We start from the raw sequence: 13671 nt of genomic DNA, 5'->3' as shown, positions 1-13671 counted from the left end.
AAGCAGAAATCGATGAAGGAGATTCATCGGGGCCGTTGAAAAAGACGGAAAACTGTGAGATAAAGAGAATCAGAAGATCATAACAAAGACAAGGGCTGCTAGCCAGCAACTAACAGCTAAAAGCTTTACGAACTATGCATTTAAAGTACGAATCCACACTGAGAGAACCTTTAGTTGATGGGGTAAAGGATTATCATAAGGTAACGGAAGATATCATTGGCCCCATTGAAGCCAAGCCTGGTAAGCTGTGGTATGTTGGTTTCTTTATATCGCTCTCATTGTTAGCGTTTGGGGTGTTTTCTGTAACCTGGGAAGTGTACTTCGGTACCGGGGTGTGGAATCTGAACAAAACCGTGGGTTGGGGTTGGGATATTACCAACTTCGTATGGTGGGTAGGTATCGGTCACGCCGGTACGCTGATCTCCGCCATCCTCTTGCTGTTCCGCCAGGGATGGCGTACAGGGGTGAACCGTGCGGCAGAAGCCATGACCATCTTTGCGGTAATGTGCGCCGGCCAGTTCCCGATCTTCCACATGGGCCGTGTTTGGATGGCCTTCTTTGTACTGCCTTATCCTAACACACGCGGTCCGCTGTGGGTGAACTTTAACTCCCCCTTGCTATGGGACGTGTTCGCGATCTCTACGTACTTTACAGTATCCCTGCTGTTCTGGTACTCTGGTCTGCTGCCCGACTTTGCTACAGTACGTGACCGGGCTAAAACCAAGCTGCGTAAGCTGCTGTATGGTGTTGCCTCTTTCGGCTGGACCGGTTCCACCAAACACTGGCAGCGTCATGAATCCTTATCACTGGTGCTGGCCGGTTTATCTACCCCACTGGTACTTTCCGTACACACCATCGTATCTTTTGACTTTGCTACCTCAGTAATACCCGGTTGGCATACCACCATTTTCCCGCCTTACTTTGTGGCAGGTGCTATCTTCTCCGGATTTGCGATGGTAAATACACTGCTGATCATTACCCGTAAAATATTACACCTGGAAGATTACATTACCATCGGGCACCTGGATGCCATGAACAGGGTAATTGTATTAACCGGCTCTATCGTAGGTTGCGCCTACCTGACAGAACTGTTTATGGCATGGTATTCCGGATCTCAGTACGAATTTGCAGAATTCTATAAATACCGCGCTGCAGGTCCGCTGGGCTGGTCATACTGGATCATGATGACCTGTAACGTAATTACACCGCAGGTGTTCTGGTTCCGTAAAATGAGAAGAAATGTAATGGTATCTTTCATTATGTCCATCATTGTGAACATTGGTATGTGGTTCGAACGTTTTGTGATCATCTGTACCTCGCTGTACCGCGACTATCTGCCCTCCAGCTGGACTTACTACCGTCCGGCCTGGCCTGAAGTTGGTTTTTACATGGGTACCTTTGGCCTGTTCTTTACCTGTTACTTCCTGTTCGCCAAATACTTCCCGGTAATTGCTGTTGCGGAGATCAAGCACGTGCTGAAGACATCCGGCGAAAGCTTCAAGAATGATATGACGAAGTATGATCAGGAAAGTGCGGAAAAATTTGCGCACGATCTGGAGCACGCACACTAAAATAGCTGGCAGTTCCCAGCAGGCAGTTTGCAGTAACTGTATGCTAAAGAAGTTGCCGGCAGGTAAGTAAAACGTTAGATATTTAAGACTCTGAATTTTTTAAATATGGCTGCAAAAAAATTTGTTGTAGGTTGTTTTGGAGATGAGGCGGTGTTGTTTCCGGCAGTAAAGAAAGTACGTGCCGCAGGGTACAAGATCCATGATGTTTACACACCGTTCCCGGTGCATGGTCTGGACCATGCCATGGGCCTGCGTGAAACCAGCCTGCACACGGCCGGTTTTGTATACGGTATTACCGGTACCACTACAGCATTATCTTTTATGAGCTGGGTGTTCACCTCCGATTGGCCGTTGAACATAGGCGGTAAGCCGCACTTCCCATTACCGGCTTTTATACCCATTACCTTTGAGTTAACGGTGTTATTCTCTGCGGTAGGTATGGTGATGACTTTTTGCTACCTGTGTCAGCTGATGCCTTTTGTAAAGAAACATATCTTCCATCCAAGACAAACCGATGATAAGTTTGTAATGGTTATTGAAGTAACCAACAAAAGCAATGCAGGAGAAATTAAAGATTTCCTGGCCAGCGTAGGCGCAGCTGAGATCAATGAGCAAATTGCTGAACCAGGCTGGTGGTATGGCCGTTTTGACCGTGAAGACCGTTTGTACGCTGAGCAGCCGGCACCTTTGAATGTATAATTAACGACATAACAGAAAAGACGAAGAATTTTATATAAATGAAAAGGACTTCCAACATATTAGTAGTAGCTGCTTTGGCAGGCGGAGCTTTGCTGGCGGCCTGTAATACAGGAGAACATCACAGAAAGCCCGGCAGGATCTATATGCCAGATATGTATGAATCCCGTGCGTATGAGTTCTATAGCGAGCGTGTAGCCAGCATGAAACCGGTAGATGGTACTGTGAAAAGAGGCGAGCTGCTGCCCTATCACCTGAAAGCAGAAGATACGGCCCAGGCTAACCTGGTAAAGAACCCGCTGGTAATTGGCAAAGCGGATGTGGAGGAAGGAAAACGTTTATTTAATATCTATTGCGGTATTTGCCACGGTACTGCCCTGGATGGCAATGGCCCCCTGTATAAAGGTGGCGATGGTCCTTACCCGGCAGCACCTGCTAACCTGGTAAGCGGTCCTAAAAGCACTTACTCAGAAGGCCGCCTGTTTCACGTAATGACCTATGGTTATAATGCCATGGGTAGCTATGCCAGCCAGCTGGATCGTGAGCAGCGCTGGAAAATAGCCGCATATATTAAGACCATGCAACCCGGTGGTTCCAAACCGGCTGCAGATACTGCTACTGCTGCCCCGGCCGCAGGCGCTGCTGCACCTGCCGCTGATAGTGCTGCTGCAAAAAAATAGGATAAGAACTACCCTAAGGAAGTAAAAGATATAGTGACTCGAATAAAAAATTTCAAATGAAGGACCAATTTGTAGTACCGGCAAAATTAAAAACGACCAGCTTCGTGTTAATGGGCATTGGCGTACTCACTTTATTGATCGGATTAGTGGCCCTTGGAGGCGAGCATGGCGCTACCCGTTTTTGGGCAGGCATTTTACAGAATAGCACCTTCTTTCTGCTGGTGGCACTGGCAAGTGCTTTCTTTATTGGCGCTACTACCCTGGCGCATGGCGGCTGGCAAATAGGTTTTCGCCGTGTACCGGAAGCTATTTCAATGGCAGTGCCGGTACTGGGCGGTATCTTGTTCATTGTATTAATGATATTGGTTTTCGGAGAAAAGGATCATATATATCACTGGGTAAATGCGGAACATGTAAAGCATGACCGTATATTAAGCGGCAAGTCAGCCTTCCTTAGCAAAGGATTTTTTACCACCGCTACTGTTATTACGATCGGCTTGTGGATCTTTTTTACCATGAAGCTGCGTAACATGTCACTGGAAGAAGATACCTGGGATCTGAGCCCTGAAACCGGCCGCCGTATCCTGTGGAGGAATTCCGTTTGGTGTGGTGGTTTTATTGTGGTTTATGCGCTGAGCGTAGGTTCTACTACCCCCTGGCTGTGGTTAATGAGCATTGATGCACACTGGTTCTCTACCATGTATAGCTGGTATACATTTGCCAGCACCTGGGTATCCGGTCTGTCACTGATTGCACTGTTCGTAATATACCTGAAAAGGAATGGTTACCTTTCTTATGTAAATGAAGAGCATCTGCATGACCTGGGTAAATTCATGTTTGCATTCAGCATTTTCTGGACCTACCTGTGGTTCTCACAATATATGCTGATCTGGTATGCCAACATGCCGGAAGAAACCGAATACTTTAAACCGCGTGTTTGGGGTGCATGGCGTCCGGTGTTTTTCCTGAACCTGATCATCAACTTTATTTTACCGCTGCTGCTGTTAATGAAACGCGATACCAAGCGTAACTACACTGCAGTAACTTATATCGCCATCCTGATCATCTTTGGTCACTGGCTGGATTTCTTCCAGATGGTTATGCCGGGTTCTGTTCAGGAGCTTAACTTCCCCTGGTATGAGTTTGGGCTGGGCCTGGGTTTTGTGGGCCTGCTTATATTTATAGTTGCTAACCAGCTGGCAAAAGCCCCGCTGGCGCCCAGGAATCATCCTTATCTGAAGGAAAGTATTGTACACCACACCTGATCAAAGGACGTGAACGATAGTAACAACGAAAAGCATTAGATAACTTAATTATTTCAAATAGCAATGTCAGGTTTTTTAGCAGTCTTAGTTGTTGTGCTCATATTCATAGTCATCTTCCAGATTGCGAAGGCGAGCGAATATGTGTCCATTTTGAAGGGAGAAAAGAAGGCCCGCCAGCAGAATAACCGCATTAACGGCTTTTTGCTGATCGCTTTCCTGGTGCTGGGACTCATTGGCGTATATTACTGCAATGAGCTGTTGAAAGGTAAGATATTGGGCGAAGCGGCATCCGAACAGGGCGATTCCATTGATAACATGATCATGTGGACCCTGGTAATTACCGGGGTGGTATTTGTGATCACGCAGATACTGCTGTTCTGGTTCGCATTCAAATACCAGGAAAAAGAAGGCCAGGCTGCCTTTTATTTCCCGCACAATAACAAGCTGGAAGTGATCTGGACCGTGATCCCTGCCATTGCGCTCACCATTCTGGTGGCCATTGGTTTGCGCCACTGGTTTGCCATTACCTCCGAAGCGCCTAAAGATGCTATGGTGGTAGAAATTACCGGCAAGCAGTTTAACTGGCTGATCCGCTACCCCGGTAAAGACGGGCAGCTGGGCAGCAAATTCTTCAAGAACATTAATGATGCTACCAACCCGGTTGGCCAGGATTGGGATGATAACCTGAATAAAGATGATTTCATGGCCACTGAAATGCACCTGGTAGTAGGTAAACCTGTAAAACTGATCATTGGTTCACGCGATGTGGTGCATGACGTAGGTTTATCTCACTTCCGCCTGAAAATGGATGCGGTGCCCGGTATTCCTACCACCCTGTGGTTTACACCTAAGTTCACTACCACGCAGATGAAAGACAAAACCGGTAACCCGGATTTTGTATACGAAATTTCCTGCGACCAGATGTGCGGCGCAGGCCACTACTCTATGAAAGCCAACATAGTAGTAGAAACACAACAGGAGTTCGATGCCTGGGTAGCTAAACAGAAATCGCAGTATGCGCTGGCACATGAAGCAGAAGGTTCCGGTGCTCCCGCACAGCCTGTTGCTCCTAAAGAGGCTAAAGACAGCACCCAGAAAGCAGTAGCGGCATTATAATTCACTAAATTTGTGAACAGCATTATTTAAGACATAACAGTAAGATACTTCCAAATAGATCCGATTATGAGTAACGAAGCAACCCTGCACAGTCATCATGAGGTAACGCACGGCGCAGCGGCGCATGACCATGGCAACGGGCATGATGAACATCATCATGAAGACAGCTTCATATCGAAGTATGTTTTCAGCATGGATCATAAAATGATTGCCAAGCAATTCCTGATCACCGGTATCATCTGGGCGATCGTAGGCGCTGGTTTTTCAGTATTGTTCCGCTTACAGCTGGCTTTCCCTGACTCCACTTTCCCTTTCCTGGAATCTATCCTGGGCCATTGGGCTAAAGGCGGCCGTATTACACCGGAGGCGTACTACGCCCTGGTAACCATGCACGGTACCATCCTGGTATTCTTTGTATTGACGGCAGGTTTGTCCGGTACTTTCTCCAACCTGCTGATACCCCTGCAGGTAGGTGCGCGCGATATGGCTTCACCCTTCATGAACATGCTGAGCTATTGGTTCTTCTTTATGGCCAGCGTAGTAATGACCTGTTCCCTGTTCGTACAAACAGGACCTGCTTCCGGCGGCTGGACATCTTACCCTCCGCTGAGCGCCCTGGGCGATGCTTCTATCGGTTCTAAAATAGGTATGGATCTTTGGCTAACCAGCATGGCGCTGTTCGTAGTGTCGCAGCTGCTGGGTGGTTTGAACTATATTTCTACTATTCTGAATATGCGTACCAAAGGTATGAGCATGACGAAGCTGCCGCTGACCATCTGGGCATTCTTCTTCACCGCTGTACTGGGTGTATTATCCTTCCCGGTATTACTGTCAGGTTTCATCCTGCTGTTGTTTGACCGTCATGCAGGCACCAGCTTTTACCTGAGCGAGCTGTTTGTAGCCGGTAAAGCACTGTCTAACGAAGGCGGTAGTGCCATCCTGTACCAGCACTTGTTCTGGTTCCTGGGTCACCCGGAAGTGTACATCATCATCCTGCCTGCAATGGGTATGGTGTCTGAAGTACTGGCCATCAATTCCCGTAAACCTATCTTTGGTTACCTGGCAATGATCGGCTCCCTGTTTGCAATTGCGATTCTGGCCTTCCTGGTATGGGCGCACCACATGTTCGTAACAGGTTTGAATCCCTTCCTGGGCGCATTCTTCGTACTCTTAACCTTACTTATCGCGGTACCATCGGCCATCAAGGTATTTAACTGGCTCACCACCATCTGGAAAGGCAGCATACGGTTCACCCCGGGAGCGCTGTTCTCCATCGGTTTTGTAAGCACCTTTATCTCCGGCGGTTTAACCGGTATCTGGCTGGGTAACTCTTCTATTGATATTCACCTGCACGATACTTACTTCGTGATCGCGCACTTCCATATAGTAATGGGTGTATCTGCCTTCTTTGGTATGTTTGCCGGTATTTACCACTGGTTCCCGAAGCTGTATGGCCGCTACCTGAATGGCACGCTGGGTTATATTCACTTCTGGATCACGCTGGTAGGCGCTTACTGCATCTTCTGGCCTATGCACTATGAAGGTATGGCCGGTATGCCCAGAAGGTATTATGATTACTCCAACTGGGAATCTTTCAAACAGTTTGCAGAGCTGAATAAGTTTATCAGTATCGTGGTATTCATTGTATTTGCTACGCAGCTGCTGTTTGTGTTCAACTTCTTCTACAGCATTTTCAAGGGCCGTAAGCTAACCACTACCAACCCCTGGGATGCAACTACACTGGAATGGACCACCCCCATACATCCGGGGCATGGCAACTGGCCTGGTGAAATTCCGGAAGTACACCGTTGGGCGTATGACTACAGCAAGGACGGAAAAGACTTTATTCCGCAAACCGTGCCGTTGGGCCCTGACGAAACAGCGCATTAATAAACAGCTGTTGGCTGTTAGCTGCTAACAGCTAATAGCTAATTGCTAAAAGCCAGAATAAGTGTTGCAAGAAAACTCCATAAAATTGTCGTTATCGTATGCAGTAGCCAGCAAGGCGAAGGATTACTTCCAGCTCATGAAGTTCAACCTCACGTTCATGGTGGTATTTTCCTGTGTGGTAGGTTACCTGCTGGTGCCGGGAGTGGAGTTTAACCTGGTAAAAGTTCTTTTATTATTTGCAGGTGGCCTTTTAGTATCCGGTTCTGCCAACACCATTAACCAGGTGTGGGAAAAGAATACGGATAAGCTGATGGCGCGTACCGCTAACCGCCCTTTACCAGCCGGCCGGCTTTCTGAAACAGAAGCCTCCGTGGTGGCAGTGGTTACAGGTTTGGCGGGCATTGGCATTATGGCCTATAGCTTTAACTGGCTGAGTGCTATACTAAGCTTAATCTCCCTGGTATTATACGGTTTTGTATATACGCCCTGGAAAAAATGGAATTCACTGGCAGTGCTGGTAGGCGCTATTCCCGGTGCTTTGCCCCCGTTGATCGGGTGGGCAGCCGGTGCTAACCAGCTGAGCGAAGGTGGCTGGTCTTTATTCGCCATCCAGTTCCTGTGGCAGTTCCCGCACTTCTGGGCAATTGCCTGGATAGCGCACCAGGACTATACCAAAGCTGGTTTTAAGCTGCTGCCGGCTGCAGGCGGGCCCAATAAAATGACGGCATTGCAATCTGCTACCTATGCGCTGTTACTGATACCGGCCGGCTTAGCGCCTTACCTGTTAAAGATCAGCGGTAGCATATCTGCCATCATTTGCATACTGGCTGGCATTTTTTACCTGTACCGCGCAGTTACGCTGTACCGGAAATGCGATGTGCCTGCTGCCCGTAAGCTGATGTTTGGTTCTTATATTTACCTGGTAATAGTACAGCTGGCATTGCTGGCTGATAAAGTATAAATGAAAAGAGCGTGATGCAGGCAATGAGTGTACAAAGAAAGAAAATACATCCGCATAAATATTCCCTGTGGATTGCTATGGGCAGCATAACTATGATGTTCATAGGTTTTACCAGTGCCTATGTTGTAAAACGGGCACAGGCGAACTGGCAGGTCTTTGATTTACCCCACATCTTCTGGATCTCTACCGCGGTGATACTCATCAGCAGTGGAACCATCCAGCTAGCCGTAAAGCAGTTCAAGCAAAGGAATATGCAGCGCTACAAGCAGCTCATAACCCTTACAGCCGCTTTGGGTGTGGTATTTGCGGCATGTCAGTGCCTGGGTTTTTCCCAGTTAAGCCAGCGCGGCTTACCGCTGAGCGGGCCGGTATCGGCCTCCTTTATTTACGTGATCGTAGGCATGCATATGCTGCACGTACTGGGAGGTGTGGTAGCCCTGCTGATCATGTTTGCCCGGGCTTACAGAACAAGGGTGCGCGTTTACAGCGCCGTACCTATTGAGGTCGCATCGCTCTACTGGCATTTTGTAGATGTGTTGTGGATCTACCTCCTGGTATTTTTAAGCATAGCCAGGTAAACGAGGGTTCATTCAAACAATTGAATAAAGACATAAAACGCCGAAATAAATAACAACGAATTAAATTAAAAATGGATACAGCAGTTACAGCGAAGAAAAAATGGTGGGGCGGAGGATATTCTCCCTTTAATGTGAGCTATGGAAAGTTGATGATGTGGTACTTCCTGATGTCAGATGCTTTTACTTTTGGCGCATTACTGATCTCATACGGTACTATCCGCTTCATGAGCACCTCCTGGCCTGATCCTAACGAGGTTTTCCGCTCATTCCCGCTGATGGGGCATGCGCACATGCCATTGGTATTTGTGAGCTTAATGACCTTTATCCTCATTATGAGTTCTGTGACCATGGTATTAGCTGTACATGCCGGTCACCACAGGAACCAGAAAGATGTGGCCAAATGGCTCATCTGGACCATCATTGGTGGTATTGCCTTCCTGTCTTGCCAGGCCTGGGAATGGACACACCTTTTCCATGAAGGCGCCTGGTGGGGCCGCAATCCTTTCTCTAATGTGAATGGTACGGTAGCTTCTACCAACTTTACTAACTTCTTCTTTACCATTACCGGCTTCCACGGCCTGCACGTAACTTCCGGTGTGGTGCTGAACATTGTGATCCTGGCCAACGTACTGAAAGGTACCTACGAGCAGCGCGGGCACTATGAAATGATTGAAAAAGTAGGTTTGTACTGGCACTTTGTAGACCTGGTTTGGGTATTTGTGTTCACCTGTTTTTACCTGCTGTAATAGCAGCAAAGGGAATTGAAGTCGTTATTTTAAATGTAGAATCTTAAAAAAATTATTGATAATGGAACATACACATACGGTAGAAGGGCATGAACACCAGGAGCATGAAGGCTCCACCAAAACCATCTGGAAAACGTTCTGGATCTTATTGTGTGTGACAGTAGTGGAAGTAGCGCTGGCTTTCTTACACCTGGAAACCGGCTTCCCAAGCCGCCTGGTGCTGAATGCTATCTTTGTGGGCTTGACCATTGTAAAGGCCTTTTTCATTGTAGCTGAATTTATGCACTTGCGTCATGAGATCAAGAACCTGATCCTGACCATCCTGATACCTTTAATGCTGTTCGTATGGTTCATTATTGCCTTCCTGGCAGATGGTGATTCCTGGAAGAACATGCGTAAGGACCTTTCTCCCGGTGCACCTCGTCAGGAATTACCTGCTGTGCATACTGAGGAAGGACATCACTAAAAGACACAACGCGTTTTTAATTTATAAAACGACATGCTATTTCACGCAGGGCAGTTATAGGATTAATGTTGGCGGTTTTATTACCGCTTGTGGGGTACCTGATAGTAGATCATTACGGTAGAAACGTGGTACCTGTACCACGTTTTTACATTCCGGAAAGGGTGGATACCGTAGTGAAGGATGGTAAAACCAGCTACGATACAGTGTTTCATACTATCCGCAATTTTACCCTTACCAATCAGTTAGGGCAGCAGGTAGGCCTGAAGAACCTGCCCGGTAAAGTGGTGCTGGTAGATTTCTTTTTTACTTCCTGTACCAGCATTTGCCCCACCCTTACCAAAAACCTGAAGAAAATACAGGATGCGTATGTGAAGAATGATACGCTGCTGCAGCTCCTCTCTTTTTCTGTAGACCCGGAACGCGATTCATCTGAGCGCCTGCGCTGGTATGCGAATAAGAACGGCATTAACCCGGATAACTGGTGGCTGCTGACAGGGCCCAAAAAAGAGATCTACGACCTGGCCCGCCATGATTTTTTTGTATCGGTAACAGAAGGCAGTGGTGGCCCGGATGATTTTATTCATACGGAAAAGCTGGTGCTGATAGATAAGAACGGCCATATTCGCGGTTATTACAATGGGCTGGATAGTAACGCCATCCGCCAATGCGCCAATGATATTGCCGTACTACATTTAGAGAAAGACCGGAACCGGCCGCCCTTCTGGAAGCGGTTGTTTGCAGGTACTGAATCGGTGAAGTGATATTTCAGGTATACGGGTTACGGTTTTAGGTCTTAAAAGATCTAAGATCGTAAATCTAAAATCGTAAATCGAGATGAGTAGTCTTAAGAACAAGAACCTTAACCTTCCTATAACCATCATATCCATCGTAATACCGGTGTTGGTGGCCATTCTTTTTTATCTGCCTCGCCCGCATATGGAAGCAGGGTTTAATGTGCAGCTGCTGCCCTTATTCCATGCCATTTTAAATTCCATTACTGCGGTGCTGCTGTTAGCCAGCCTGTATTTCATCAAGAATGGGCATATTAAGGCGCATAAAGCCGCTAATTTAACCGCGGTGGTACTCAGCACCATCTTCCTAGTATCATACGTTACATACCACTTTTTTACAGAAAGCACTAAGTTTGGTGATACTGACCATAATGGTGTGGTGGATGCCGTGGAAAAGGCTGCAGTAGGTGGCAGCCGTTATTTTTATTACTTTATTCTGCTTACCCATATTGTGCTGGCGGTGGTAATTGTTCCGCTGGTGCTGTTCACCTTATTGCGGGGCCTGCAATCTGATTTTGTAAAACATAAGAAAATAGCCCGTGTAACCTGGCCTATTTGGTTTTATGTATCCGTAACCGGTGTAGTGGTGTATATAATGATCTCCCCGTATTATTAATGGGTGTAACTTTGTAACCGCACTTTAAAGGACACACATGAAGCAGCTTGGATTATTTTTAATGATATTACTGTGCAGCGTGCAGGCAATGGCGCAGTGTTCCCTTTGTACCAAAACCGCGCAGCAGCTGGGAGAAGGCCCTGCCAAAGGGTTGAACAATGGTATTCTTTACCTGGCCTTAACGCCTTTACTCATTATCGGTATCCTGGGTTACCGCTGGTGGCGCAGCAATCGTACGAATGAATAGTAACCGTTTTAATTAATAATGAATAATTAAGCATTAATAATCGTTATTCAGTACTGCGGGAAATACCGTGCTTTTGTTTAGCTAAAGTGGCATCATATCCTCCCCCGTTTACTAATAGTTGCTCTTGTAGTTCACCTACAGCTAGTTTCCCGCACCCTCATTAATTATTAACTACAGCTGCATATATCCCCCACCGTTACTATTATTAATTAACTATTTACTTGCTTAGCACAGCTTTCACAACATATACCGGTTATATGATTATGGATGAAACAAACAACTTTTTCCGGCAAGGAAAGTAATCAGTGCGCTGCACCTGTTATACTTGCACTCCCTCCACACGATTATTAATTCTTCATTCTTAATTATTAATTATTCCAATTCCTCCGCAGGAGGAAATTGGAATTCGGGACAATCCACCCGCAGATCGCCGGCTTTTAGTGGAGATTTTACCAGGTTGCAATAATGGCCACCGTTCTTTTGGGAATAGAACCGGCAGTTCTGGCACATGGTCTGAGGGGTGATCACGTCAGCCTGGTTCAGCTGGTAAATGAGCTGCAGCAGGTTTTCCAGCAGGGTTGCCTGCTTATCTTCCGGTAACTGGCTTACAACATCCAGCATGGGAATGGCAAACCGCTCCACCTTCCTGGCCATGGCCTTGCCTTCTTTGGTCAGGTGCAGGCTATGGCTGCGGGAGTCGCCTTCCGTAATTTTGCGGGTAAGCAGTTGCTTGCTTTCCAGCGATTTTACAGCATCGCTGATGGTAGCCTTGGTCATGTTGAAATAATGCGCCAGGTGTGTTACCGTCCTTTTTTCTTCAGGATAGTAAAGTAAAAATATGAGGAGCTGTACCTGTATAGGGCTTAGTCCGTGCTGCTTGGCCTCATTCCATAGCAATACACGAAAGGTGGCTGAGAGTCGTTCTAAAGCGGCTACCACCTTACTGGATAAATTTCCGGCTTGTTGTTCGGGGCTGAAAATTGAAGTTTTCCCCATCCTGCTTCCTGCTTACTTTTTGTAACCGGCTAATATACAGAAATTTTGGATCGTGGAAAATACAATCAATATATTACTGGCAGCCTTCAATTTCATGAATGTAATAACCTTGCCGGGCAATTGTTTTTTCCCATACCGGTATTACCTCTTCCAGGTGGCAGAAACGGCAGTCCCGGGTAGAGATGTGTGGCGAGGCGCGTTGTTTGGTTTGCAGGTAAGCTTTGCCAAAAGTAAGCACGTGATCATATTGTGTATTGGCAGCAACAATAATATCAAAGTGCATGTATCCTCCGTTCTTCTTCTTTACGTAGGTGTCAAAAACAGCAACTTCCATAGTGTATGGTTATGGTTCAAATAGTTTTCAGAGGATTCCAATAAGTTGATACGGGTAAATAAGGAGAGCAGTGTTAGCAGGGCTGTTGTGCAACAGGATCAGGATACGTCCACAGGATTACGCTCAGGCTTACAGCTTTAAACCAGGCCTGGTGCATTTTTTCAATTTCCTCGGGCTGGTGGCCGTTTTTACTCAGGAAAGGGCGGATAGCATTGGTTACCGGGTAAATGAAGGTGACCAGGTAGCGCAGGAAAACAGCCGGAAGGTCGGGCATTTGCGGGGTAGGCACCGCCTGATCCTGGTAGCGTTGAGCAATGGCCTGTTCAAGCTGGGACCAGGGATTATCAGCAGGCCGCTGGCATAATTGCCGTATCCAGCTGCCAAAACGGGGACGCAGGGTACGCAGGTATTCGGCATCCGGCTTACCATCCCGGGTAAAATAATGGGCCAGGTAATCGTTGGCAACCATGTGATCGTACCAAATGTCTAATATTGTTTCTGATTGATCGGAAAGTATTTCACCGGCCATTTGTAAATACCGTTCATCTTCACGGGTAAACAGTAACATGCGTTTTATTAAAACTAGCTCCCGTAAACTCAAAGTGGATGAGGTAATACCGGCCGACGTACTTTCATAACGCTTGCCATTTATCATAGATGTATTTTTAGGTGGGGTCGCAACCCATTTTTGTACCTTACAAATATAATAAGGGCTCCT

Annotated in this window: 16 protein-coding genes; 13 read left to right on the top strand and 3 right to left on the bottom strand. The window is 46.9% G+C overall.

Going from position 1 to position 13671, the window contains the following annotated elements:
• Nucleotides 1–134: 134 nt before the first annotated feature.
• The 13 genes from nrfD to BMZ54_RS03330 all read left to right on the top strand — a co-directional run bounded on the left by nrfD (nt 135) and on the right by BMZ54_RS03330 (nt 11623).
• Nucleotides 135–1571, top strand: coding sequence for an NrfD/PsrC family molybdoenzyme membrane anchor subunit (nrfD, locus tag BMZ54_RS03390; RefSeq protein WP_089906730.1), 1437 nt, complete (start codon nt 135–137; stop codon nt 1569–1571).
• 105 nt (nt 1572–1676) lie between these two features.
• Nucleotides 1677–2270, top strand: a complete 594-nt coding sequence (locus BMZ54_RS03385) for a DUF3341 domain-containing protein (RefSeq protein ID WP_089906729.1) — start codon at nt 1677–1679, stop codon at nt 2268–2270.
• 38 nt (nt 2271–2308) lie between these two features.
• On the top strand, nt 2309–2947 hold the full coding sequence (locus tag BMZ54_RS03380) for a c-type cytochrome (protein WP_089906728.1): 639 nt from the start codon (nt 2309–2311) through the stop codon (nt 2945–2947).
• Nucleotides 2948–3003: 56 nt separating this feature from the next.
• The gene (locus BMZ54_RS03375; protein ID WP_089906727.1) at nt 3004–4212 is read left to right on the top strand and encodes a quinol:cytochrome C oxidoreductase; all 1209 of its coding nucleotides are present in this window, start codon (nt 3004–3006) and stop codon (nt 4210–4212) included.
• A 141-nt stretch (nt 4213–4353) separates the two neighbouring features.
• Nucleotides 4354–5328 (top strand): cytochrome c oxidase subunit II, encoded by a 975-nt coding sequence (locus BMZ54_RS03370; RefSeq protein WP_238386519.1) that lies wholly within the window; start codon nt 4354–4356, stop codon nt 5326–5328.
• A gap of 66 nt (nt 5329–5394) precedes the next feature.
• Nucleotides 5395–7218, top strand: coding sequence for a cytochrome c oxidase subunit I (locus tag BMZ54_RS03365; protein WP_089906725.1), 1824 nt, complete (start codon nt 5395–5397; stop codon nt 7216–7218).
• A gap of 85 nt (nt 7219–7303) precedes the next feature.
• On the top strand, nt 7304–8179 hold the full coding sequence (gene cyoE, locus BMZ54_RS03360; RefSeq protein ID WP_238386483.1) for a heme o synthase: 876 nt from the start codon (nt 7304–7306) through the stop codon (nt 8177–8179).
• 23 nt (nt 8180–8202) lie between these two features.
• On the top strand, nt 8203–8757 hold the full coding sequence (locus BMZ54_RS03355) for a cytochrome c oxidase subunit 3 (protein ID WP_238386482.1): 555 nt from the start codon (nt 8203–8205) through the stop codon (nt 8755–8757).
• A 71-nt stretch (nt 8758–8828) separates the two neighbouring features.
• A complete protein-coding gene (locus BMZ54_RS03350) occupies nt 8829–9503 on the top strand; it encodes a cytochrome c oxidase subunit 3 (protein ID WP_089906722.1) in 675 nt (224 codons plus the stop codon).
• A 61-nt stretch (nt 9504–9564) separates the two neighbouring features.
• Entirely contained in the window at nt 9565–9969 is a 405-nt protein-coding gene (locus BMZ54_RS03345; RefSeq protein WP_089906721.1) for a cytochrome C oxidase subunit IV family protein, read from the top strand.
• A gap of 89 nt (nt 9970–10058) precedes the next feature.
• The gene (locus BMZ54_RS03340) at nt 10059–10730 is read left to right on the top strand and encodes an SCO family protein (protein WP_162277460.1); all 672 of its coding nucleotides are present in this window, start codon (nt 10059–10061) and stop codon (nt 10728–10730) included.
• A 73-nt stretch (nt 10731–10803) separates the two neighbouring features.
• A complete protein-coding gene (locus BMZ54_RS03335) occupies nt 10804–11376 on the top strand; it encodes a DUF420 domain-containing protein (RefSeq protein WP_089906719.1) in 573 nt (190 codons plus the stop codon).
• 37 nt (nt 11377–11413) lie between these two features.
• Nucleotides 11414–11623 (top strand): hypothetical protein, encoded by a 210-nt coding sequence (locus BMZ54_RS03330; protein ID WP_089906718.1) that lies wholly within the window; start codon nt 11414–11416, stop codon nt 11621–11623.
• A 372-nt stretch (nt 11624–11995) separates the two neighbouring features.
• On the opposite strand, the gene BMZ54_RS03325 is transcribed toward BMZ54_RS03330, so the two are convergent.
• The 3 genes from BMZ54_RS03325 to BMZ54_RS03315 all read right to left on the bottom strand — a co-directional run bounded on the left by BMZ54_RS03325 (nt 11996) and on the right by BMZ54_RS03315 (nt 13608).
• Nucleotides 11996–12619: a MarR family winged helix-turn-helix transcriptional regulator gene (locus BMZ54_RS03325; protein ID WP_089906717.1), complete on the bottom strand. Its 624-nt coding sequence runs from the start codon at nt 12617–12619 to the stop codon at nt 11996–11998.
• Nucleotides 12620–12692: 73 nt separating this feature from the next.
• Nucleotides 12693–12953, bottom strand: coding sequence for a DUF2024 family protein (locus tag BMZ54_RS03320; RefSeq protein WP_089906716.1), 261 nt, complete (start codon nt 12951–12953; stop codon nt 12693–12695).
• 73 nt (nt 12954–13026) lie between these two features.
• A complete protein-coding gene (locus BMZ54_RS03315; RefSeq protein WP_262487570.1) occupies nt 13027–13608 on the bottom strand; it encodes a protoglobin domain-containing protein in 582 nt (193 codons plus the stop codon).
• Nucleotides 13609–13671 lie beyond the last annotated feature (63 nt).

It is taken from the genome of Chitinophaga rupis (genome assembly GCF_900109685.1).
GTDB lineage: Bacteria > Bacteroidota > Bacteroidia > Chitinophagales > Chitinophagaceae > Chitinophaga > Chitinophaga rupis.
Note: the sequence above shows the minus strand (reverse complement) of the source record. Positions and strands in the feature narration are given on the sequence as shown.

Bases quoted from the DNA above. Each gene is read 5' to 3' on its own strand.
- BMZ54_RS03375 (WP_089906727.1), top strand. From the start codon at position 3,004: ATGAAGGACCAATTTGTAGTACCGGCAAAATTAAAAACGACCAGCTTC.
- BMZ54_RS03330 (WP_089906718.1), top strand. From the start codon at position 11,414: ATGAAGCAGCTTGGATTATTTTTAATGATATTACTGTGCAGCGTGCAG.
- BMZ54_RS03385 (WP_089906729.1), top strand. From the start codon at position 1,677: ATGGCTGCAAAAAAATTTGTTGTAGGTTGTTTTGGAGATGAGGCGGTG.
- BMZ54_RS03365 (WP_089906725.1), top strand. From the start codon at position 5,395: ATGAGTAACGAAGCAACCCTGCACAGTCATCATGAGGTAACGCACGGC.
- BMZ54_RS03335 (WP_089906719.1), top strand. From the start codon at position 10,804: ATGAGTAGTCTTAAGAACAAGAACCTTAACCTTCCTATAACCATCATA.
- BMZ54_RS03345 (WP_089906721.1), top strand. From the start codon at position 9,565: ATGGAACATACACATACGGTAGAAGGGCATGAACACCAGGAGCATGAA.
- BMZ54_RS03355 (WP_238386482.1), top strand. From the start codon at position 8,203: ATGAGTGTACAAAGAAAGAAAATACATCCGCATAAATATTCCCTGTGG.
- BMZ54_RS03320 (WP_089906716.1), bottom strand. From the start codon at position 12,953: ATGGAAGTTGCTGTTTTTGACACCTACGTAAAGAAGAAGAACGGAGGA.
- nrfD (WP_089906730.1), top strand. From the start codon at position 135: ATGCATTTAAAGTACGAATCCACACTGAGAGAACCTTTAGTTGATGGG.
- BMZ54_RS03380 (WP_089906728.1), top strand. From the start codon at position 2,309: ATGAAAAGGACTTCCAACATATTAGTAGTAGCTGCTTTGGCAGGCGGA.
- BMZ54_RS03315 (WP_262487570.1), bottom strand. From the start codon at position 13,608: ATGATAAATGGCAAGCGTTATGAAAGTACGTCGGCCGGTATTACCTCA.
- BMZ54_RS03325 (WP_089906717.1), bottom strand. From the start codon at position 12,619: ATGGGGAAAACTTCAATTTTCAGCCCCGAACAACAAGCCGGAAATTTA.
- BMZ54_RS03350 (WP_089906722.1), top strand. From the start codon at position 8,829: ATGGATACAGCAGTTACAGCGAAGAAAAAATGGTGGGGCGGAGGATAT.